Source organism: Sporosarcina sp. CAU 1771 (genome assembly GCF_054482775.1).
This window is the reverse complement of record NZ_JBTLRN010000015.1, coordinates 49,306-72,623: the sequence shown is the minus strand read 5'-3', so window position 1 is coordinate 72,623 and position 23,318 is coordinate 49,306. Positions and strand designations below refer to the sequence as shown.

Annotated in this window: 21 protein-coding genes; 14 read left to right on the top strand and 7 right to left on the bottom strand. The window is 37.8% G+C overall.

The window, feature by feature from the left end:
• Positions 1 to 187: 187 nt before the first annotated feature.
• Genes ACXYMX_RS11135 through ACXYMX_RS11125 form a run of 3 tightly spaced genes read right to left on the bottom strand, consistent with a single transcriptional unit; the run spans position 188 to position 4,224 of the window.
• The gene (locus ACXYMX_RS11135; RefSeq protein WP_459044311.1) at positions 188 to 1,483 is read right to left on the bottom strand and encodes an amidohydrolase; all 1,296 of its coding nucleotides are present in this window, start codon (positions 1,481 to 1,483) and stop codon (positions 188 to 190) included.
• A 20-nt stretch (positions 1,484 to 1,503) separates the two neighbouring features.
• Positions 1,504 to 3,033, bottom strand: a complete 1,530-nt coding sequence (locus ACXYMX_RS11130; protein WP_459044310.1) for an AbgT family transporter — start codon at positions 3,031 to 3,033, stop codon at positions 1,504 to 1,506.
• A gap of 21 nt (positions 3,034 to 3,054) precedes the next feature.
• Positions 3,055 to 4,224, bottom strand: coding sequence for a M20 metallopeptidase family protein (locus tag ACXYMX_RS11125; protein ID WP_459044309.1), 1,170 nt, complete (start codon positions 4,222 to 4,224; stop codon positions 3,055 to 3,057).
• Between the two features lie 342 nt (positions 4,225 to 4,566).
• On the opposite strand from ACXYMX_RS11125, the gene ACXYMX_RS11120 reads away from it, so the two are divergent.
• The 4 genes from ACXYMX_RS11120 (at position 4,567) to brnQ (ending at position 10,809) form a co-directional block, all read left to right on the top strand.
• Complete coding sequence (locus ACXYMX_RS11120; protein WP_459044308.1) at positions 4,567 to 4,941, top strand: nucleotide excision repair endonuclease; 375 nt, start codon at positions 4,567 to 4,569, stop codon at positions 4,939 to 4,941.
• Between the two features lie 77 nt (positions 4,942 to 5,018).
• Positions 5,019 to 6,164, top strand: coding sequence for an exonuclease SbcCD subunit D (locus ACXYMX_RS11115; protein WP_459044307.1), 1,146 nt, complete (start codon positions 5,019 to 5,021; stop codon positions 6,162 to 6,164).
• A gap of 15 nt (positions 6,165 to 6,179) precedes the next feature.
• Positions 6,180 to 9,272 carry an AAA family ATPase gene (locus ACXYMX_RS11110; protein WP_459044306.1) on the top strand — a complete coding sequence of 1,031 codons (3,093 nt, stop codon included), beginning with the start codon at positions 6,180 to 6,182 and terminating at the stop codon, positions 9,270 to 9,272.
• Positions 9,273 to 9,450: 178 nt separating this feature from the next.
• Positions 9,451 to 10,809 carry a branched-chain amino acid transport system II carrier protein gene (gene brnQ, locus ACXYMX_RS11105; protein ID WP_459044305.1) on the top strand — a complete coding sequence of 453 codons (1,359 nt, stop codon included), beginning with the start codon at positions 9,451 to 9,453 and terminating at the stop codon, positions 10,807 to 10,809.
• Positions 10,810 to 10,889: 80 nt separating this feature from the next.
• Here the strand turns inward: brnQ and ACXYMX_RS11100 are convergent, their stop codons facing one another.
• On the bottom strand, positions 10,890 to 11,405 hold the full coding sequence (locus ACXYMX_RS11100; protein ID WP_459044304.1) for a GNAT family N-acetyltransferase: 516 nt from the start codon (positions 11,403 to 11,405) through the stop codon (positions 10,890 to 10,892).
• Positions 11,406 to 11,564: 159 nt separating this feature from the next.
• Between ACXYMX_RS11100 and ACXYMX_RS11095 the strand changes: the two genes are divergently transcribed.
• Genes ACXYMX_RS11095 through ACXYMX_RS11080 form a run of 4 tightly spaced genes read left to right on the top strand, consistent with a single transcriptional unit; the run spans position 11,565 to position 13,861 of the window.
• On the top strand, positions 11,565 to 11,918 hold the full coding sequence (locus ACXYMX_RS11095; RefSeq protein ID WP_459044303.1) for a PadR family transcriptional regulator: 354 nt from the start codon (positions 11,565 to 11,567) through the stop codon (positions 11,916 to 11,918).
• Entirely contained in the window at positions 11,911 to 12,591 is a 681-nt protein-coding gene (locus ACXYMX_RS11090) for a hypothetical protein (protein WP_459044302.1), read from the top strand. Before ACXYMX_RS11095 ends, ACXYMX_RS11090 begins: the two co-directional genes overlap by 8 nt.
• Positions 12,581 to 13,138, top strand: a complete 558-nt coding sequence (locus tag ACXYMX_RS11085; RefSeq protein WP_459044301.1) for a DUF4825 domain-containing protein — start codon at positions 12,581 to 12,583, stop codon at positions 13,136 to 13,138. The genes ACXYMX_RS11090 and ACXYMX_RS11085 overlap by 11 nt, the downstream gene beginning before the upstream one ends.
• On the top strand, positions 13,139 to 13,861 hold the full coding sequence (locus ACXYMX_RS11080) for an SDR family NAD(P)-dependent oxidoreductase (RefSeq protein ID WP_459044300.1): 723 nt from the start codon (positions 13,139 to 13,141) through the stop codon (positions 13,859 to 13,861).
• A gap of 53 nt (positions 13,862 to 13,914) precedes the next feature.
• Here ACXYMX_RS11080 and ACXYMX_RS11075 read toward each other — a convergent pair whose 3' ends face one another.
• The 3 genes from ACXYMX_RS11075 to ACXYMX_RS11065 all read right to left on the bottom strand — a co-directional run bounded on the left by ACXYMX_RS11075 (position 13,915) and on the right by ACXYMX_RS11065 (position 16,103).
• Positions 13,915 to 14,184, bottom strand: a complete 270-nt coding sequence (locus tag ACXYMX_RS11075; RefSeq protein ID WP_459044299.1) for a hypothetical protein — start codon at positions 14,182 to 14,184, stop codon at positions 13,915 to 13,917.
• Positions 14,185 to 14,562: 378 nt separating this feature from the next.
• Entirely contained in the window at positions 14,563 to 15,147 is a 585-nt protein-coding gene (locus tag ACXYMX_RS11070; protein WP_459044298.1) for a tRNA (mnm(5)s(2)U34)-methyltransferase, read from the bottom strand.
• Positions 15,144 to 16,103 (bottom strand): TIGR01212 family radical SAM protein, encoded by a 960-nt coding sequence (locus tag ACXYMX_RS11065; protein ID WP_459044297.1) that lies wholly within the window; start codon positions 16,101 to 16,103, stop codon positions 15,144 to 15,146. Before ACXYMX_RS11065 ends, ACXYMX_RS11070 begins: the two co-directional genes overlap by 4 nt.
• Before the next feature lie 145 nt (positions 16,104 to 16,248).
• On the opposite strand from ACXYMX_RS11065, the gene ACXYMX_RS11060 reads away from it, so the two are divergent.
• The 6 genes from ACXYMX_RS11060 to ACXYMX_RS11035 all read left to right on the top strand — a co-directional run bounded on the left by ACXYMX_RS11060 (position 16,249) and on the right by ACXYMX_RS11035 (position 23,088).
• Complete coding sequence (locus ACXYMX_RS11060; protein WP_459044296.1) at positions 16,249 to 17,436, top strand: MDR family MFS transporter; 1,188 nt, start codon at positions 16,249 to 16,251, stop codon at positions 17,434 to 17,436.
• Between the two features lie 695 nt (positions 17,437 to 18,131).
• Entirely contained in the window at positions 18,132 to 18,368 is a 237-nt protein-coding gene (locus ACXYMX_RS11055; RefSeq protein ID WP_459044295.1) for a hypothetical protein, read from the top strand.
• On the top strand, positions 18,365 to 19,570 hold the full coding sequence (locus tag ACXYMX_RS11050; RefSeq protein WP_459044294.1) for an ABC transporter substrate-binding protein: 1,206 nt from the start codon (positions 18,365 to 18,367) through the stop codon (positions 19,568 to 19,570). Before ACXYMX_RS11055 ends, ACXYMX_RS11050 begins: the two co-directional genes overlap by 4 nt.
• Before the next feature lie 111 nt (positions 19,571 to 19,681).
• Entirely contained in the window at positions 19,682 to 20,581 is a 900-nt protein-coding gene (locus ACXYMX_RS11045) for a branched-chain amino acid ABC transporter permease (protein WP_459044293.1), read from the top strand.
• A 1-nt stretch (position 20,582) separates the two neighbouring features.
• Positions 20,583 to 22,397: a branched-chain amino acid ABC transporter ATP-binding protein/permease gene (locus ACXYMX_RS11040; protein ID WP_459044292.1), complete on the top strand. Its 1,815-nt coding sequence runs from the start codon at positions 20,583 to 20,585 to the stop codon at positions 22,395 to 22,397.
• Entirely contained in the window at positions 22,369 to 23,088 is a 720-nt protein-coding gene (locus tag ACXYMX_RS11035) for an ABC transporter ATP-binding protein (RefSeq protein ID WP_459044291.1), read from the top strand. The genes ACXYMX_RS11040 and ACXYMX_RS11035 overlap by 29 nt, the downstream gene beginning before the upstream one ends.
• Positions 23,089 to 23,318: the final 230 nt, after the last annotated feature.

The following is a 23,318-nucleotide window of genomic DNA, read 5'->3' as shown; positions in this document are numbered from 1 at the left end:
CTGGAACGGAAAGCAACGGGGTATATTGGATAGCCATGTAAAAAGGACAGTCCTAGAAAATCAGTTTCACTGACTTCCCAGACCGTCCAAGAATAAAAAACATAATCGACTATAACTCTTCACCAACGTCATTTGACAAAGAACCTAAAAAAAATCCTCATCCAGTTAAAATGGATGAGGATCTTTTTTAGTTACTAAGAATTTCAAAAGCTGTACGTGCAAGAACTTCGACAGCTATTGGAAGTACTTTTTCATCATAATCAAAACGTTCATTATGATGACCTGCGGCAAGTGGGGAACCGAAAATTGTGTATGTCGCAATCCCACCACGTTCTTGGACACGATTCATGAAGTATGTAGCATCTTCAGAACCAGATGGACTAAGACTCATTTTAATGACATTCGTAATTGAATCTGACTTTTGTGCAGCCTTTGAAACAATCTCGGCCATTTCTTCACTCGGCATACAGCTAATTGCTTCACCAGCAAGTTCAACTGTTGCAGTGACACCATACATAGCACCTGCACCGTGAATGACTTGAAGTGCTTGTTCGCGAATATAGTCATTAATAGTTGATGTAACTCCACGAGTTTCAATTTTCATATTCGCGCTAGAAGGAATGATGTTCCGTCCGCTTCCAGCATTTAGAACGCCAACGTTGATGCGTGATGCACCTTCACTGTGACGAGGAATCCCATAAAGTCCTAACACGGCAGTAGAAGCTGCCATTATAGCATTTTTACCTTCGTTGGGATTTCCACCTGCATGAGATGCTAGGCCTTTAAATTCTACATTTAACTTCGTGGAAGCAAGAAAACCACCATCCCCAGCAATGACCTCTCCAAGAGGTAATCCAAGGCCAATATGTGTTGCTACAAAGTAGTCCACATCGTCGACAACACCAGCTTCAGTCATAGACTTTGCTCCTCGAACACCTTCTTCGGCGGGTTGGAAAATGAGTTTAATCGTTCCTTTTAACTTCGCTTTTTCTTGCATCAGAATCGTAGCAAGGCCAAGTCCGATAGATGTATGACCATCATGTCCACATGCATGCATCATGTTATTTATAGAAGCAAAACCTTCTTTATAAGGAAGATGCTCTTCTGACAGGTCCTCTTGGATATCGAGAGCGTCCATGTCGACACGAAATGCAACAACAGGCCCAGGAGTCTCCATTTGGAGTACTCCTACAACGCCAGTCATACCTCCAGCCATTTTTTCGACCCATCTTGGTTCTGCACCATGATCAAGGGCCCAAGCTTTATGACTTTCAAATAATCCATCAGAAGGTAAACCCATACGATCATCTTTGCTCATTACTTCATCACCAACAGAAACTTCGTAACCTAAATTTTCAAGAGTAGTTGCGACAATACTTGCTGTTCGTAATTCAAGAAAACCAGATTCTGGGTGTTTGTGAAAGTCTCTGCGCCACGCAGTCAGCTGTGGTTGAATTTGTTCAACTGATTGCTCAAAATTCATTGTATATTCCTCCTAATTGATTACAAAAACGGTGTGATTCCAGGTCCAAATGGAATTCCTGCAAAGAAGAATAGAAGAATTAGTAAAATCCAACTAATCAAAAATGCAATCGAATAAGGAAGCATAAGAGAAATCAATGTACCCATTCCAGCTTTTTTATCGTAGTCTTTCATAAATGATAGAACCACGATGAAGTAAGGGCTTAAAGGCGTAACGATGTTAGTAGATGAATCTCCTACACGGTATGCTACTTGAGTAAATGCCGGATGGTATCCAAGTTCCATAAACATTGGTACAAATACAGGCGCTTCAAGAGCCCATTTTGCTGAACCAGATGTGATTAGGAAGTTGAGTGATGCCGTGAATAGAATGTATACGACAATTAGTGCGATACCAGTAAATTGAATTTCTTTTAAGAAGTTCGCACCATTTACTGCAACCCATGTACCAATATTTGACCATGAGAAGTAAGCGATAAATTGTGAAGCTGCGAAGATTAACACGATAAATCCAGACATATCCTTGATGGATTCAGTCATATACTTCGATACATCTCTAGAACTTTGAATTTTACCAACAGTTTTACCATAAGTAACACCAAGTACAATGAAGAACATTAAGATAATCGGAATAATTCCTGACAAGAATGGAGAAGGAATCATACCACCATCTTCATTTCGAAGTGGTGAACCTGGTAGTAGAATAACTACAAAAATAAGTAGTAAATATAAGAACCCAGCAATTCCAGCGTAGATCAAAGCTTTCATTGCTTTAGGGTGCTCTTCTTCTTCAACAATATTGTCTACCTTTTTACCAGTATATTTACCAAGTCGAGGTTCAACAATCTTATCAGTTACTAATCCACCGACAATAGTTAGAACAAATACAGAAACAATATTGAAATACCAGTTATCTACAGGTGTAACAATAATTGCATCGTTAATGATTTTAGCCGCTTCAGTTGAAATTCCAGCTAATAATGCATCTGTTCCTGCAATTAGTAAGTTTGCGGTGAATCCTGCACCTGCAGCAGCAAAACCTGCAGCTAACCCAGCAAGCGGATGGCGCCCGATTTTATGGAACACCATTGCTGCAAGTGGTGGAATTAAAATTTGTGAAGCATCTGAAGCAAGATTACCCATAATACCAACAAACATAATCGTATAAGTAACAGCCCAAGGCGGAGCTTTTAAAATCGTTTTCTTTATAGCAAACTCTAACATACCAACTTTTTCAGCAAGCCCAATACCTAACATCATTGCAAGAACGAGTCCAAGTGGAGCGAAGCCAGTAAAGTTCGTTAGTGTCGACGATAAAATATATTGTAGACCTTCACCAGAAATTAAGTTCTTAATCGGTAACGTTTCTCCAGTACCTGGGTGAAGAACAGTCGTTTTTAAATTTGCTAAAACGAACGAAGTACCCATAACGAATAATGCTAAATAGATGAAAATCATAAACGGATCTGGCAATTTATTACCTAGTTTCTCGATTCCGTTTAAAAAGCGCATAAAAAAACTATTCTTTTTACCATTTGATTTAGTAGCCATAATCTTCCTCCTAATGCTTTCCTATAATAAAGCCAACTTATTTAATGCGCTAATAGCGATGTTTTCCATTGTGTCAATTCCGATTTTAATCGCATCTTCATTGAAATAAAACTCTGCGTCATGTAGCGGCTTTTGAATGCTCGTACCTTCTTTTGCGCATCCTAACCAGAAAAAGGCCCCTGGTATTTCTTCAAGAAATCTTGAAAAGTCTTCTCCTGCCATAGATGCATCGACTTCGGGTGCAGCTTCTTTTCCATGAAGGTTAACGACTTCCTTGCGAACGAGCTGAGCCCATTCAGGTGTATTTATTGTTGCTTCGTACCCATCACGATAGACAAAATCGATTTCGACTTCGTAAGCGATTTCAAAACCTTTAACTAAGTTTTCCATTCTTCGTTTAACTGTTGCTTTTATTTCTTTATCATACGTTCTGACAGTTCCATTAAGTTGAACTTCGTCGGCAATGACGTTGTATCTATATCCGCCATTAATTGTACCAATCGTTACAACAGCTGACTCCATTGGGTTGGTATTTCGGCTTACTATGGATTGGATTGAAGAAATAAATTCAGCAGCAATTACGATTGCATCTTTTCCTTGATGAGGCATGCTTGCATGTCCTCCGGCACCTTTGATAGTGAAAGAAAATGAATCAGAAGCACCCATCATTTCTTTATCGCGAATACCTACTTGTCCAACAGGAAGGTTTGGCCAAACATGCTGTCCAAAAATGACATCGGGCTTATGTTCTGCAAACACTCCATCTTCCATCATCGGACGAGCCCCACCAATTGGTGATGATTCCTCATTTGGTTGGAAAATGAGAAGAACTTTACCTTTCAGAGAATCTTTTATCTCATTTAATCGTAAAGCAGTACCAATTAACATAGCAGTATGTGCGTCATGACCACATGCGTGCATCGTATTCGGAACTTTTGATTTGAATGGGATATCCGTTTTTTCCTGGATTGGCAAAGCATCGATATCTGCTCGGAGTGCAACCGTTCCGCCAGGTTGACCACCTTCTATAATACCGAGTACCCCTGTTTTAGCGAAACCAGTTTCAAAAGGAATGCCAGCATTTCTTAATTCATCTTGGATTCTTTTAGAAGTTTCCCATTCGTGCCCACCTAATTCGGGGTTCTCATGTAAGGTTCTTCTAATTTCAATTGCTTTTTTTGTGATATGCATTATTTTTCTCCTATTATGTATTTTGAAGAAGGTGTTAGATTACAGGAGCTATTAATTAAACTGATATCTAACAACTTTGGCAAGTATATCATAAAAAAACATTGTAATAAACATAGTAATTATATTTTTTTTGCATTTACAAATTGTGTGCTAAAAGCAGGTATGTCAGTGTATATAGTGTGAATATTTAACTTATTTAACGGTATATTTGTGTAGGTAATATGAAGTTTATAAAACTATTTCATCCTGTACGATTTACCGCTACAGCTATTTGTTTCTTCGCTTTTTCTGAGAGAATATGATAAAATTTAGATTCATAAAAGAAGAGGACGTGACAAGTATATGATTTCAATTAAAGTTCCAACACCAGATATAACAATCGAACAAAGAGAGCAAAAGAAGGTTGCAGGTGAAGTACCGATTAAACCATTCTTTGGTTTTGTGGATCTTCATGAAATTCCAAGAGATCAAGGCGGCATAATTTTATTTTACAATAAAAAAAATGAACTGCTGTTTGTAGGAAAGGCTCGAAAAGTACGTCAACGTGTAAAAAAACATTTTGAAGATACGGTTTCACCTATGAAAAATCACCGTGATGAAGTGAATAAAATTTCAGTCATTTTGGTTGACGATCCGATGGAACGCGAAATTTATGAAACGTACCTCATAAATGCTGAACGAGCAAAATATAATGTTGATAAAGTGTTTTTTGAGTAAAAAGAATTTAGGAGCTGACTGCCGTGTGCACTCAGCTCTTTTTTTGAAGAGATAAATAAGAGAGAGGGGAAGCCAAATTGAAATTCTTTCATACTGCAGATTGGCACTTAGGTAAACTTGTTCAAGGTGTATATATGACTGAAGACCAGCGTCATGTACTCGCACAATTTATAGAAGCTGTTCAAGAAGAAAAACCTGATGCTGTCATTATCGCGGGAGATTTGTATGATCGCGCTGTTCCACCAACAGATGCCGTTGCTTTACTAGATGAAGTGCTTGAAAAGATTGTAATGGAATTAAAGATTCCCGTACTTGCGATTGCTGGAAATCACGATAGTCCCGGACGTCTGAATTTTGGAAGTAACCTTATGCGTGCAACTGATTACCACATTGCGGGTCAATTAAATAAATATATGGAACCAGTTATCTTAAATGATGAATACGGCGAAGTTCATTTTCATCTTGTCCCTTTTGCGGACCCTTCAATCGTAAAACATTTGCATAGTGACGATTCGATTACGAATCATAATGAAGCGATGCAAAAAGTGATAGAAAAGATAAATAAAAATTTAGATACAACTGCAAGACATGTGTTTGTAGGCCATGCATTTGTAACGAAGCACGGTGAGAGTGAAGACAACACAAGTGAATCCGAGCGACCTTTAGCTATAGGTGGCGCAGAGTATGTTTCAGCTCATCTTTTTGAGCCATTCCATTATACAGCGCTTGGACATCTCCATCAGGCCCATTATGTGTTAAATGAAACGATAAGATACGCAGGTTCACCACTTAAATACTCCATTTCAGAAGAACACCATAAGAAAGGCTATTATATTGTGGAGTTGGACCGTGATGGGAGTGCGACTATAGAGAAGCGGGAGCTTATTCCAATGCATGATGTGCGAACGGTTGAAGGAACAATCGAAAACATACAAAAGGAAGATGTTTCCAATGACTATGTTTTTGTGAAATTACTTGATGAAACTCCAGTGCTATTTCCAATGGAGAAAGTCCGATCCGTTTATCCGAATGCGATGCATGTTGAACGACAATTGTTTACCCAGACTTTGAATTCAAATAAAGAAGAGCGTTTAGTAAGAGGGAAACAAGACGATTTGACTTTATTTAAGGCGTTCTATAAAGATTTGAAAGACGAAGTTGCTGATGCAGAAACGGAAGCATTATTTACCGAAATTTTGCTCGATGTACTACATGACGAATAAGAAGGAGACTGAAAAATGAGGCCACTTATTTTAAAAATGACAGCATTTGGTCCTTATAAATCTACAGAAATAGTGGATTTTACAGAATTAGGAGACCAACGATTATTCGTTGTCTCAGGCTCGACAGGATCTGGTAAAACAACAATTTTTGATGGTATTTGTTTTGCGTTATATGGACAAGCGAGTGGAGAGGATCGGACAGATATTCGGGCAATGCGAAGTGATTTTGCAGACGATTCCACACAAACTACTGTCGAATTGACTTTTGAAATACATAGCCGATTGTATCGGATAATGCGTCAAATCCCTTATATCAAGAAGGGGAATAAATCAGAAACAGCTGGTCGTTGTGAATTGTATGAACAAACAAGTGAAGGTGAAATCCCTATTGTAGATAGACAAATGGTTTCTGAAATCAATAAAAAAATTGAAGATTTAATTGGTTTTACACAAGCACAATTTAGTCAAATCGTTATGTTACCACAAGGTGAATTTAGAAAGTTTCTAACTTCTGATACAGAAAATAAGGAAGTTATAATGCGGAAGATTTTTAAAACCGAGCCTTATCGTGAAGTTGTCACACGATTAAAAGATAGAAAAGATGCAGCTGAAACAGCTTATCTAAGCGAAAAACAGTTAAGTGAAAGCTATGTTCAACAGATTTCGACGCGACTTCCTGAAAGAGAATCAACGATTTTTTCTGTTTTATCAAGTGACTATTATAATATTCCTCAAATCATTCTAGGATTAGAAGAGGAATTGTTGTTTTATCAAATAAAGAAGATCCAAGATAAAAAGAAGTCTGAAGAGGCCTATAGTAAGCACGAAAGGAAACTAGCTGAATATCACATCGTAAAAAGTATGAATTTACGATTTGAAGAACTTGAACTAAAGGGGAAATTATTAAAGGAGCTTTCAGAACAACTTCCAAGAATGGAAGTTGAAGGAAAACGTCTTGCTAATGCGGAGCGTGCATCCTTTATCGAAGAAATAGAAAAGCAATATGTATTGCTGAAAAAAGAAGTGTTGGATAAAGAAAATCAATACAAAGAAGCCGTTAAAGAGTACAAGATTGCTGTTGCCAAAAAGGAAGAGGCAAATACGCTTTATGAAATTGAAGAAAATCGAAAGGCAGAACGTGAACAACTTTCTGAAAAGTTAATTCGACTGACGGATCATCTACCGACAGTATCCGCTTTGGAATCGAAAAAAGAGATGCTGCAAAAAATGGAAAAAGAAGTCGCTATAAATAGAAAGAAACAAAGCGAAGTAGATCGACTTACAGAAGAAGCTATTGATGCAACAGCAGAATTACAAAAACAAGTTGATTCATTAGAGAAAATAGTTGAACCATTAGAAGAAAAAAATGATGAGGTAGTACTAGTTAAAGAAAAGTGTCGCCTTGTCGATGAATTTCTTGACATTCAAAAGCAAGTGAAGCATTTTGACGAAGAAAAGAATAAAAGGTTCATTGAATATGAGAGTGAAAAAGGTATATACAGGAAATCTGAAAAGATATGGCTTGATAATCAAGTCTTTACTATTGCAGCTACTCTCCATGATGGAGAAGCCTGTCCAGTTTGCGGAAGTACCGATCATCCAGCAAAATCACTTGTACATTTAGAAGCAGTTGTAACTAAAGAAGACTTAGAACGAGCGAATCAGACACTTGCTTCAGTCGAAAGTATGTATCGTACACAAGTCGCAAACTATGAAAGTTCAGTTGCCTTATTAGAGCGAAAAACAAAAGAAGTAAAGAAGTATTCAATTGAAGTTGAAAAGATTCAAGAAGAAGCAGACTCATTGCATGCGAAACGAACGATTCTAGAAGAGGAGATTTTGAATCTTCGTAAAAAAAGAGCAGACTTAGTAAAGTCCAAAGAACGATTGAAAAAACAAAGTGACATTACAGAAAATTTAGCAAGAGTGAAAGGAGAAACAGAGAAGACCGTACTGGAAAGTTCTTCGTTATTAATAAGCGAACAATCTATTCTTGATGCATCTTTACTTGTGATTCCGGAGGATGTCCGTGAACTGAACGTACTGGAAAATCGGATTGGCGATTTGAAACGTCAAAAAGTAGCATGGGACCGAGCGTGGGAAGTCGCACAAAAATCTCGTGAAGAAACTAGGGAAGTTGAAACTAAAGCTGAGGCAAATATGGTTCATGCTGGTCAATCAGTCGAAGAATTGAAAAGTAAACGAGCGAGTTCAGAAGAACGATTTAAACAAGCCTTACAAAAGTCGGAATTTGAGACGGAAGAGGCTTATAGCGATGCCAAAATGGAGGAAGAAGAACGGCGGATATTGGAAGTTAAATTGAAGAATTTTAATCAGCAACTGCACACGGTTTCGCAGGCTGTATCGGAACTCCAAGAAATGCTTGTCGGGAAAGAAAAAGTGGAATTGGCAGGCTTAGAAATAGCTATTAGTGAATTGAAAAATGAATATGAAACCGCACTAAAAGCCTTCAACACGTCAACAGGATATGTACAAATTACGTCTGATCTGATTACTGATATCAATAAGACAACGAAGAAGCTTATCGAACTGGAACGGAAACACGGAAAAATTACCGAACTCTATGATTTAGTTAGAGGACAGAACAGCCTAAAGCTATCATTTGAACGGTATATTCAAATCGAATACTTAGAGCAAATCATCCATTCTGCCAATGAACGTTTAAAAGACTTGTCGAATGGTCAATTTACTTTAATCCGAAGTGAACGACATGAAGCACGCGGGCGGCAAAGTGGATTGGGACTCGATGTGAATGATGCTTATACGGGACAAATGCGTGATGTAAAAACGTTGTCTGGCGGCGAAAAGTTTAATGCCTCACTGTGCTTAGCCCTCGGTATGGCGGATGTGATTCAAAGTTTTCAAGGAAGTGTGTCCATAGATACAATGTTTATTGATGAAGGATTTGGTTCATTAGATGAAGAATCGTTAAACAAAGCAATTGACACACTTATCAACTTGCAGAAGTCAGGTCGGATGATTGGTGTTATATCTCATGTCGAGGAGTTAAAAGCTGCATTTCCAGCCATACTCGAGGTAATTAAATCTCGGGAAGGTCATAGCCGTACTTCGTTTTTGATAAAATAAATTTCGACCGTACACAAATTCACTACTCGTATCCCTATCAGGATCGGGTAGTTTTTTTGTTTGGAATAGTTCGACTATCTATATGGAATTGCATTTAGTTAGGAATACGAGTATTATAATTATTTATGTAATAGTATTCAAAGCGAAAGCTTCACACATCTTAGGGGGAACTGGCTTCATGCAAAAAAAGTTACCATTTTCAGCATATCTCGTCATTGGCACTATGTTATTCGCATTATTTTTTGGAGCGGGAAACTTAATTTTTCCAGCTCAACTTGGACAATATGCAGGAACTAATCTTACACCTGCTATTATTGGTTTTCTGATTACAGGAGTCGGACTTCCTTTTCTAGGGATTCTAGCGATTGGCGTATCAGGAAGTCGTAATTTGCAGGAACTAGCTAGTCGTATTCACCCGATCTATGCAATCGTATTTACATCTCTACTCTATTTAACGATTGGTCCCTTTTTTGCCGCACCGCGTACAGGGGCAGTTGCGTATGACGTTGGAATAGCTCCATTTATTTCTAAAGATTATACGACTGTAGGATTGCTTATATTCACACTTATATTTTTCGGTGTGACATTATGGCTTTCATTGAATCCTGCGAAGATTGTAGATCGGATAGGGAAAATCCTATCTCCTGGAATTATTATATTGCTTCTAGCTTTACTTGTAATGGTTGTTTTAAAACCTATGGGTACGATAGAATCACCGAAAGAAGCATACGTAACAGGAGCATTTATGAAAGGATTTACTGAAGGATACAATACCATGGACGCACTTGCATCCTTAGTATTTGGAATCATAGTAATAAATGCAATCCGATCGATGGGAGTCACAAGCAAGCGTGGGATTTTAGCAGCTACGATAAAATCTGGTTTAGTCGCTACAGGTTTTCTAGGAATACTCTATTTGGGAATCGCTTATTTGGGAGCTACAAGTACTGGAACTTTAGGTGTTTTTGAAACGGGAGGTCCAGTATTAAGCGGTGCATCATCCCATTATTTCGGCGCATTTGGTTTAATAATGCTAACAATTATTATTATCCTTGCTTGTTTGACAACGGCTATAGGGCTGATGATAGCATGCGGGGAATATTTTCATTCGCTAATACCAAAAATTAGTTATACATTTTTTGTTACATTATTTACGACATTTTGCTTAATTGTAGCGAATTTTGGATTAGGGAATATCATTACTTATTCAATTCCTGTGTTAATGCTTCTTTACCCACTTGCGATTGTTCTTATATTGCTAACATTTTTGTCGCCGCTCTTTTATCATTCTCGGCTTGTATATATTTCGGCAACTATAGTTTCGCTATTAATAAGTATATTTGACGGTTTACAAGCACTTTGCGATACGTTGAAAATCCCTAATTTTGAATGGATGTTGCCAATCATCAACTTTTACGGTCGCTTCTTGCCGCTTTATGAGAAAGGACTGGGTTGGCTGTTACCAGTACTTATTGTCATTTTCACTTTAGGAATCATTATTCGAATCAAGCGTCGTTTTTTCACCATTCCTGTATAAAAAAATAAAGCCGGTCCCTAAGTTTAATAGGGACCGGCTTTATTATATTTGATAGTAGATAGATATACGAAAAAAATCCATCAGATATCCCTTTTATATTTCAAAGAAATATCATTTTCTTCAATCGTACTTCCATAAGTTAGTGTTTCGTCTTGAAATTGAAATCCTTTTGCTTCGTAAAAAGGAATTCCATATATGTTTCCTTTTGCTACAGAAACCCATTGTTCTTTTGCTCCATATGTGTGTTTTTGAATCTTAGTAAAAAAATCAAGGAGTCTCGTACCGATACCTTGTCCGCGTATTTCCGGTTTTAAATAAAATACATACACTTCTCCTGTGGAATCATTTAACATGCCCCCTCCAATAACCCCTACAATCTTTCCTTGCTGCTCTGCAACAAAGTAACCGTGCCAGTCATTGGTTACGGATACGATTTCTTCTTTAATACGAGGTATATTATAGTATTGCTGAATCATGTTTTCGATGTATTCTTTGGAATATAAATCCTTATACGTAAACCATTGACTTCGTGTGAGGACATTCGAAATTGCTTGCGCATCTATTTTAGTTGCTTGCCTAATTATTAATGAATCCATTTTATTCACTCCATATTACAAATTATACCATGAATAGTTGTGAGCTGAAGCGTCCATTTTTATCTAACGAAAAATTTCAGGATGAAAATTAATTATTTGTGACATAGTACATTGACAGGCATAGTAGTTTGTTGTACATTGTAATGAGAGGTGAATTTAATGAGCACAGATGGAGTTAGTGCGGATTTGATTCGTGGCAATATCGATACGATTATTTTGCGGGTTCTTAAAAATAGCGATAATTATGGGTATGAAATTATGAAAGCAATCTCTGAAGGAAGTTCAGGAGAATATATTTTAAAGGAACCTACTTTATACAGTAGTTTGAAGCGGTTAGAGAAAGCGGGCTATATAAAAGGGTACTGGGGTGACCAAACACAAGGTGGGCGGCGAAAGTATTACTCGTTAACTGATGAAGGGCTTGTAATTTATAAAGACAATCTAAGAGCATGGGAACAAGCGAAAGTAATCATCGATCGTTTGTTGAGCGAAGGGAGTGAACAAAGTGAATAATGTAAGAGAGCACGTGGAAAATCTGTTTTCGAAGTACCCAAAAACAGATGAAACAAGAGGGCTGAAAGACGAAGTAATCGGAAACGTTGAAGCTGAAATTGAAGATTTGCAAAGGAATGGTATTTCATTTGAAGAAGCTTTTCGAGTAAGTATCGGAAAGGTTTCTGGATTGGGTGAATTGATTACTGGTGTGAACGTTTTGAGTTTACGAAAGACGGTCTTAGATATGTATCAGTGGGCATTGCTTTATATAATCATCGCATGGGTTATAACTATTCCACTAAGTGTTTTTAATAACGCAAGAAGGGTTTCATGGTTGTTATTCATCGTCATTCTACTTATGGGAACGATCTATTTTCTTCTATATCTTGCACGACACCAACTCCTCAAAGGGCATATCCATACCGATTTTACTAAAATTGGTAAATTGAAAAAGATTGTTTGGATCGTGTGGTTTGGCTTTCAATTAATTTCCTGGGGAATAGTTACGTTAATAAATTTTGGAAGTGATATTTGGTTTTCGAGAAGAATTTCCTTGGGAGGACCCTATAGTTTTGGAATTCTAGTTATACAATATTCACTACCTTTATTAACGATCGTTATTCCGCTACTGGTAAACAAGCTAGAGTCTTATGTCGAACAGCATGAGGGAGAAGAGTTGCATGAAGCTTAAAGTTAGCATTGTATTATTTATCGTAGGACTGTTAGTATTTAGTTGGATACAGCTTTATTATATTCCCGAAATAGATGCCAAAATGGAACGCGAACAAGTAGAGCAACTTGAACCGGAAACTCATCGGTTTAGCGAAGTACTTCAATATGAAAGTTTGTATATGGGAAGTGCAGGAAACAATATGAACCTGATTCAGAACTTACCTTTGGGTGACGTTCCACGGTTGTATCAACAGGATCCAGATCAATTTAAGTTCATAATACTATATGAAGATACTGTTGAGAACGTTGGTAAAGAACGAGTACAGAAAGCTATATTGTATAATTCGTCTGCTATTTTCACCTTAATTAAAAACATGGAAATTGTGGAGTTTTCTTTTGAGGATGAAACGTACACTGTTACTCGGAAACGGGTTAATGAATGGTTTGGTGAAGATGTAACGACATTTAATAAGATAGAAAAATTTAGGGGAAAAGTGCAACAACCCATAATTAACAAGGAAAAACTTACTGAATGGTTTCTTACGTATACTGAAGGAGGAAGTTAAATGGAATTATTTATCGTAACGGGCGCTTCAAAAGGTATCGGATTGGAATTAATGAATCAACTTCGAGCAAAAGGAAGACGAGTCATTGGAATTGCTAGAACATTACCAGAAGAAGTGGCGGATTTTATTACAGCTGACCTTTCAGAAACAGGTGTACTAGAAGAATTATTAAGTAGTATCATTGAAAAAGAGAGTGATGGTGTGGAGTCGTTCACGCTTATCAATAACGCGGGAATGGTAGATCCGATTGGGATTATTGGGGATGTAAAATCCGAGGTGATTTCAAAAGCGCTCGACTTAAACTTAGTTGCGCCGATGATTCTATCGAATACATTTATTTCTAAGCTAAAGGAATTTGATGGGGTGAAACGCATTGTCAACATCTCTTCAGGAGCAGGAAGAAATGCGTATGAAGGTTGGGGGACGTATTGTACGACGAAAGCTGGACTGGATCACTTTTCAAGAGTCATCGCGCTCGAGCAGAAAAATGCTGAATTCCCTGTAGCCATTGTTTCTATGGCACCGGGTATAATTGATACAGGTATGCAAGAGACGATTCGATCTAGTGGTGATGAAGCATTTCCGCTTCTCGATCGATTTATCGAATACAAAGAACAAGGGTTACTTAGTAGTGCCGAACAAACTGCAGAAAAGTTAATTTCATTTATGGAAAATGAAGATTTTCTAGTTGTTGGACCAATTGCGGATATTCGAGAATTTTAATTTGAAAAAGGTGCTCATTGAAATTATTCAGTGAGCACCTTTTTTCGTTCCAACTAGACCGTGGTGGCAGTAGAAGATTTTCTAGTCGCGCGCCAGATGATTAGTGAAAGAATTCCTGATATCAATGTAAACAAGCACGCCCAACCGAACGAAGCTGCCCAGCCAACGTTGTAAATCATCGGCAACACGATTGTAGGGATATTTAATGCGATAAAAATAATAATAGGTGCCAAAAAGATACGCTTAAATTTTAGTGTAGTAGTTAATGTGATAAGTAGTGTCAAAAAAGGTGCAACGAACAGGTAAAATAGAATTTCCCACATTGTAATTCCTCCCTTAATTACTTTAATGAGTTCGGACTTCAATTTTGTATCCTTCTCAAAAGAAACCCCGTATTTGACATGCCACAACTCTTCTTTGTATTCAGTAGATAATGAATCTTTATTTGAAATTTTAGCATCAATTGTTACCCATTCATACGAATACCCTTTAGAACTTCAAGATTTACACCAGTATCAAGCAGTTCGGGTCATATATCGAACAGATTGACGTATATATCGGCGAATTCTTGAAGGATATCGGCGCTTAATAGAAAGATATCGTCGGTTATCTTCATATATCAGCGAAATGGGACTATTGAACTCCCTATTTTAGTTGATAAACTAAAAAAACGTATCCAGTGCAAAGGATACGTTTTCTTATTATACAATTTTGGGGACACTAAACTCTTTCATCTTTTCAAGTGCGATTAAAAATGGTGGATTGTTACGTTGGTTAATAAGTTCGTAACGGATCACGTGCACTTCAGCTTGATGAAGACTCATGACATAGTTGAGTAGAGCATCCCGTTCTTCTGCGCCACCTTCATGGCCATCGTAGACGGATATAGCTATAATCCCGCCTTTTTTTAGCATGCCAAGCATTTTTTGAATGGCTTTTATTGTTGAATCAGCTTGCGTAACGATTGATAGATCATCGCTATGTGGCAAGTACCCAAGATTGAAAACCGCACCGCCAATTTTTTTGTCTATGTACTGATCAACATTGTCGTGACTGTCTAAAACGAGAGTTACGCGCTCATTTAAAGTGCCTAAACGCACTTTGGTAGAGTCAAGTGCAGCTTTTTGGATATCGAAAGCGAAGACATGCCCGTTTTCACCGACATGTTTCGCTAAAAATTCCGTATCATTCCCGTTACCAGCTGTTGCGTCGATAACTGTTTCACCAGGGTTGACCGTTTGACTAAGTAAATATTTTGCAAAAGGAAGTACACGAAGTAGTTTCATATCGTTTGGGTCGTCCCTACATAATGTTTCCCTTGATAGCTTCCGCGGCGTTCGAGTTCTTTGTCAATACCGTTTAAAACTTCCCATTTTGTGACACTCCACATAGGTCCAATCATTAATTCAATCGGGCCATCGCCTGTGATTCGATGAATGATCATTTCTGGAGGTAGAATTTCAAGTTGGTCAGCGACGAGCTTAATGTATTCGTCTTTTTCAAGAAATTCAAGATGCCCTTTTTCGTATTGCTTTACCATTGGTGTTCCTTTTAATAAATGAAGAAGGTGGATTTTGATTCCCTGAACATCCAGTTTTGCGACCTCATGAGCCGTTTCCATCATCATTTCATGATCTTCTAGGGGTAACCCATTAATAATATGAGTACAAACACGGATTCCATGTTTACGAAGTTTCTCTACGCCTTCTACATATGTTGCAAAATCATGCGCCCGGTTGACAAGGTTCGCTGTTTTTTCGTGTACGGTTTGCAGACCGAGTTCAACCCATAAATAGGTACGCTCATTGAGTTCTGCTAAATATTCTACGACATCATCTGGCAGACAGTCTGGACGTGTTGCAATTGAGAGTCCGATGACTCCTTCTTGAGCAAGAGCAGCTTCAAATTTTTCTTTTAGTTTTGGAAGGGGGGCGTGTGTATTTGTATAAGCTTGAAAATACGCCATCGCTTTGCCGTCTTTCCATTTTTTCTGCATTCTAGCTTTGATTTCTGCAAACTGAACGTCTATCGGATCTACCCGATCTCCAGCAAAATCTCCTGATCCTGCAACGCTGCAAAACGTACAACCGCCAAAAGCGACAGTACCATCACGGTTAGGGCAATCGAAACCTGCATCTAATGCTACTTTGAATACTTTAAATCCGAATTCGTCTTTGAGGTGACGAGACCATGTATAATATCGTTTCCCTTCGGTAGGGAATGGAAATGTTAATTTGTCCACTTTTTCACTCCTCTAATTTTGTAGTATATCATGTTTTCATAGGTTTCATCACCTACAAGTCTGCTCCTAGTATAATCATCTTGTCGGAAGTATGAAAAAAGCATACAATTAAGAGAAATTTGACGGACGAAGGAAGGTTTTGAAAATGCCTAAAAAGGTATGGCTACTTATCATAGGAATGCTTGTCAACGTGACAGGAAACTCATTTTTATGGCCTTTAAATGTAATTTACATACATGATTACTTAGGGAAGTCACTTACTGTAGCTGGGTTGGTGCTAATGGCGAACGCAGGGGCTGGTGTATTTGGAAATTTACTAGGCGGCTTTTTGTTTGATCGGATTGGTGGATACAAATCGATTATCTGGGGAATCGTTATATCCATCCTCGCATTAACCGGACTGGTATTTTGGCATGAATGGCCACATTACATAGTATTTTTAACGATTTTAGGATTCAGTGGGGGAATTATCTTTCCAAGTATGTATGCGATGGTTGGCACATTGTGGCCAAAAGGGGGAAGAAAATCATTCAATTCAATGTTTCTTGCGCAAAATCTCGGAGTTGCAGTAGGTCCGGCGCTTGCTGGAGTTGTCGCATCCTTCAATATTAACTACATTTTTTCCGCGAATTTATTCTTTTATGTAATTTTCTTTTTTATAGCTTTTTTTGGGTACCGAAATTTAGAAATAGCTCCCAATAGTCATACATCTGTTCTAAATGAAAGAAAGAAGATTATAAACAAAGCACCATTTTATGCTTTACTCATTTTAACGGGTGGATATTTGGTCATGTGGCTTGTCTACACACAGTGGACGTCTACGATTTCTACACATGCTATGTCGGTTGGCGTAACGCTTAGACAGTATAGTTTTCTATGGTCGTTGAATGGTCTTCTCATAGTCGCAGGTCAACCTTTGATTAAACCTCTTATAAAGAGATTAGAGCATCGTCTTAAGGCGCAAATGCTACTTGGAATTGCTATTTTTATCGTATCGTACATTGTCCTTGCGTACGCAAACTCGTTTAAAATATTTATCGTAGCGATGATCATCGTTTCATTCGGTGAAATGATTGCATGGCCAGCAATTCCGACATTAGCGAGTAAACTTGCTCCAAAAGGAAGAGAAGGCTTTTACCAAGGAATCGTAAACAGTTCAGCAACAATCGGGCGTATGATTGGACCATTAGCGGGTGGAATATTAGTCGATTTATATGGAATGCAACCGATGATGTTTATTCTCACAGGCCTAATGAGTGTAGCTGTTATCACTACTATTTTGTATGATTATCCGTTAAAAAAAGCTGCGAATCAATTGAGCAAGGGGGAATAGATTGTTGTGAAGGGGAGGCTTTGTATTGTAAGCCTCCCTAGACATAGTTTTAATAATAAGCATCTGGGTTCTCTCCTTTTAGTGTTAGTGTGCAAACTTCACTATACAAGAAGAGAGCCCTTTTTTTATGCGCTTAAACCTACCGCGCTTTTTAAATTAGATTCCAAAACCGGGTATCTAATTTAAAGAGGGCGGTTCCTATTTATTCACCCACAAACATTTTTCCCTATACTAATTATCTGTGTTTTACTTATTGTAAAAAATCAAATGCAATCATTACTATTTGTTTGGTAGCCAATTCTAGCACTAATTATTGTGTAAATAAAAAAGTTACTTAAGACCTGTATTCCGTTTTATCGGATTATAGTCCGAATATTCGGACGCTCTATTTACTACGTTTAAAAGGTAGTGCTGAATATTCAGTTAATAGTCCGAAATATCGGACTATGATTAAAAAGATGTTGATAAAACGCGGTAAAATGAGGTTTGCATTATAAATAAGAGTCTGTTTGAATGAATGAAAGCGCTTTGTTGATGATAAATAAAAATTAACAAAACGGTTTAACTTCTGCGGAAGAGACAGGTCTTTGTCACAAGTTATACGGAATGTTTTACCATATTTATCGTAACACGGTATTTAATTTTCCTCAGGGGCTGTTTTCAGTAAAGTAACGGAAGACAGTAGTATTGCAGATGTGGTTGACAAATGGATTGTAGTTAAACTGGGTATGAAATATGTTGTATATCGAAAGGGGGATGGAAGATTTTACAACTATTTAAGAATAGACACAACAAAAAAAGATAAGGTCATTACTGGAAAGGTAATTGTTATTGATGGTGGCACATTTCCAATAGCATTAGTAAACGGTATTTCTCTTTCATTACGCTGGATTAACTTTGGGTTTATTAAAAAGAGGAGGAATTTATTATGAAAAAATCAAGTGCAATCTTTCTAGTGGCTTTTATGTTATTATTTACAGTTTTCGCAGGATGTAGTCCGAAGGTACAAGAGACGAATTCTTCAGGTGAGAGTGATCAAGGGGATTCTTCTGATAAGGAGTCCTTTAATATAGGTTTAGCTATTTCTATGTCGGGTGGAACAGCTCTATTTGGTGAAGGAGTAAAAAGAGGTGTGGATCTAGCTGTGAAAGAGTTTAACGATGCTGGCGGCTATGAGGGACAAAATGCAAATCTAGTCCTATATGATGATGAAGCTAAGCCAGAAAAGTCTGTCGAGATTGTTCAGAAACTAATTAATCAAGATAAAATTGTAGCCTTAGTTGGACCAGCTAACTCTGGAAATGCCATGGCTCACATTCAATTTACTCAAGATGCAAAAATTCCTGAAGTTGTACCGGTAGCTACAGGCACACAAATCACTCAAGAGTATAAAGATGCTGATAAAAACTATATTTTCCGTGTGGCTCCTCTTGATGGGGTTCAAGTGTCCGCTATTTTAAAAGAGCTTATCGATAAACAAGGACTTACGAAACTTGGTATCATCCATGATACGGAAGGGTACGGACAAGGTGGTAGTGATGACATTATTAAGCAAATGAAGGAAAACTACAATATGGATCCGACTGTTATTTCAGCTTTTGACCCAAAGGAATTGAATCTAGAGCCTTCGATTCGTGCAATGAATAATGCAGAGGTGGAAGCAGTTATCTTCTACGGGCTTGCACCACAGTCAGCAAAGTTACTTGAAGCTCGTTTCAATGAAGGGTTGAATGCCCCTATTTACGCTACTTGGGCTACAGGTGACCCTACTGTTGTCAATCTAGTTGGAGATCTTGTGAAGGATGATTTATTCTTTGTACAGTCATTTACGATTGATCAAAATGATGTAGCAAAAAAATTCCATGAAAAAGTAATCGATATGTATGGTGAAGACGTTTTCCCAATTGCCACGGCACAAGGATATGACAGTGCAAGGCTTATCTTAGAAGCTATAAAAAGGGTTGGTTTAAATAGTGAAAAAATTCGTGATCAAATTGAAAACTTCACGGACTTTGAGGGCGTAACAGCAATTAAATCAGTACCTTTCACAAAGGATAACCATGAAGCATTTGGTATTGACGAAGTGTTCATTGCCACATATAACGATGATTTACAAATTGTCGCAGCAGATTAATAGAGTCATAATTTAAATCATTTAACCTGTGAAAAGGGTGATACTAGTAGGGATTTCCCTTTTCACGATTGCTTGTTATTTGTAGTATAACAACACGAGGGGGTCTTTGCTTTGGAATTAACGGATATATTAAAAGCCCTAATAAATGGGTTAGTATATGGAAGTGTTTATGCGATTATTGCCCAGGGCTACTATATTACTTTTATTACGACAAAAACGTTGAACTTTGGTCAAGGTGACTTTGTCATGCTTGGTTCACTAATAGGATTATCCACTTTTATGACAATTACTACTTTAGGTGGGGGTGTCTGGATTGCCTTTATAGGCTCACTGCTATTGGTTATAGTCATACTGGGTATTTGTGGCTGGGGCTTAGAACAAGTCGCGATTCGTCCGTTAAAAAGCTGGCATTCCATTGGTTGGATCTTAAGTACTGTGGCCGTTTCTATGATTGTGAGAAACGTAGCTATGCTTATCTGGGGAAGAGATGTTTTAATGGCCCATTCTCCATTTGGACGCGCCATTTTAGATTTGGGTATTTTGAAAATCCGCTATCATGATATATTTGTACTAGTTAGTGCTGCAGTTATTATGTTACTTTTATTTGTCTTCTTAAAGAAATCATTGTTTGGAAAGGCGCTTGAAGCGGTTGCCTTTAACAAAGATGCTGCTTCATTAATGGGAATCAATCCGCGATTAATGGCTTCCATTGCTTTTATTATTGCTGGAGTCCTGGCAGGAGTAGGTGGGGTTTTAGTCGGGCCTATGGTACATCCAGGTGCATTTATTGGTCTTTTCCTAGGATTAAAAGCATTTGCGGTTGCAATTATTGGTGGTATCGAGAATCCACGGGGTATTTTTATCGGAGGACTTTTATTAGGGGTAATAGAAAATCTCTTTACTTTAGTTAGTACATCCATGAAAGAAGCTGCTGCATTCTTTTTAATTCTAGTCGTTTTAGCAGTCTTTCCTCAGGGGTTATTTGGAAAACGAGTAAAGGAGAAATTCTAATATGATAAAAGCAAAATGGTGGATTTATCAAATCGGAATCCCACTCGTCCTCTTATATGCATTTCCCTGGATTTTTAACAATGCTCATACCATTCATGTAGCACAGACATTTTTAATTACTTACATTGTCATCTTAGGATTAAATCTACTTGTGGGACTCTCGAATCAGCTTTCATTGGGGCATGTAGGATTTTATGCGATAGGAGCATATTCTTCTGCAATACTTACCATGACTGTAGGATTGAATTTCTTCGTAAGTATTCTGATCTCGGGCTTAATAGCTGCTTTATTTGGAGCGATAGTAGCTCTCTTGTCCTTGCGAGCGAAAGGTCCTTATCTGGCAATGGTAACAATTGCATTTGGAGAATTGGTTAGTATTATAGCCAACCGCTGGGTAAATGTCACGGGCGGTCCGGCAGGAACCAAAACTTCGGTACCTTCCTTTTTCGGTCTTGAGCTTGGGCCAATTCAATATATGTGGTTTATTGGTCTTCTGGCAATATTATTTACAGCAGCTGCAACGAATATCTTTAGAGGTCGTTTTGGAAGGACCTTTACTGCTTTTGGAAATAGTGAAGTTGCTTCAGAGGTGCTAGGAATTAACGTTCGAAATTGGAAGATACTAGCTTTTTCTGTTTCAGCTTTTTTGGCAGGTGTAGGTGGAGGACTGTTTGCTTTTCAAAATCAATTTATAAGTAGTACAACTTTTGAATTGAATCTTTCTATTATGTTCCTTATTGCGGTTATTATAGGAGGATCGGGAACAAAGATAGGTCCTATTATAGGTACAGTGGTTATCGTTGGATTACCGCAATTCCTTCATAACTTTGTAGATTATCATTTAATGATCTTTGGTGGAATATTATTAGTTGCACTAATCCTTTTACCGGATGGGATCGTGGGTGCGCTGTCCAGATTATCTTACTTTAAAAAGTTTTCTAGTAAAAAAGTCAATGTTGAATTAGGAATTTTACATGATGATCGGGAGGCCAAAATAGATTTACCCGATGGGATTACTGGTAAGCTTTTAGAACTTAAAAATATTTCTATGCATTTTGGTGGGTTAAAAGCTATCGACGAAGTTGAAATTGAGATTTTAGGTGGAACTGTTCACGGAATTATTGGACCAAACGGATCAGGAAAAAGCACTACAGTAAACGTCCTAAGTGGAGTCTATATGCCGACAGGCGGAAACCTACTATGGAAAGGAAAGAACATTACAAACTATGCTCCACATGGTATAGCTCGAGAAGGTGTTACCAGGACATTCCAAAACCTTCAATTATTTGAGGACATGAGTGTTCTACAAAACGTCATGGTTGGTTTTCATCGTCATTTCAAAACAGGATTCCTGAAAAACTTAATATATCTAGGTCAGGTATCTAATGAAGAACGATACTATGCACAAAAAGCTTATGATCTATTACGAATTGTTGGCTTAGAAGAAAGAGCCCATGAAAAATCGTCTGACTTACCATATGGTGAACAGCGATTAGTTGAAATAGCTAGGGGATTAGCTTTGAAACCTGATTTACTGATTCTTGATGAACCAGCAGCAGGGGCTAGTCCAAAAGAAATTGAAAAAATCATGGATGTAATCCAACGTTTGAAAAATGCAGGATTGTCTATTATTTTGGTTGAACATCATATGGATATAGTTATGAATGTTTGTGATTATATTACAGTGTTAGATTTCGGTAAGAAAATTTGTGAAGGAACTCCTGAAACTATTCAAAATGATCCAAGGGTAATTGATGCCTATCTTGGTGGAGAAGAGGTGAATCAGCTTGTTGCAGGTACAAAATCTATCGGTTAGTTATGGAAAAGCATCCGCTTTACACAATATATCACTGGAAGTAAATGAAGGAGAAATCGTTGCTGTTATTGGTCCCAATGGTGCTGGGAAAACTACACTATTAAAAGCGATTACTGGGCTGTTAAAGGTGAAGGGCGGGACTATCCTATATAAGGATAATGTGATTACGGGTACTCCTGCGCATAAAATTTTAGGGTATGGTATATCCCATGTCCCTCAAGGTCGTCAGGTTTTTGGTGATCAGTCAGTAGAGGATAATCTAATTCTAGGTGCGTTTACGATTCATAAAGACAAAGAAAAAATTCAAGAGCTTATAGAAAGAGAGTACAAAAGATTTCCAAGATTAAAGGAGAGAAGAAAGCAGCAAGCTGGTACATTAAGCGGTGGTGAGCAGCAGATGTTAGCTGTATCCAGAGCGCTTATGTCGGATCCAGATTTAGTTATTCTAGATGAACCATCAATGGGTTTATCACCTATATTTGTAAAACAGATATTTGACACTCTGTTGGAGCTGAAGAAATCTGGCAAGACGGTTATGGTTGTCGAGCAATTAGCCATGGCCACTTTAGCTATATCTGACCGAGCGTATGTTTTACAAGTAGGTGAGGTGAAGATACATGGACCTTCACGAGATTTATTAAAGAATGATGGTTTGATAAAAACGTATTTAGGTTCAGCTTCAGCGAACTAATGGACGCGTGAAATTCGTTCTTATCTATTTTGATTTTTTTGCAATTGTACTCGCATATGCGGTCTTAACTTATGGTGGAGTAAGCATGTTCGTCGTTGGATCATCACAAATTGGAGCTGCAATTGCATAATCCGTCAAAGCAGATATGACAGGCTCTGCTTCAGGAGGGGAAGCTATTGCATTGCAGCAACCTCGTCTTGTACTCCTGATTCACATTTGTATAATCGATC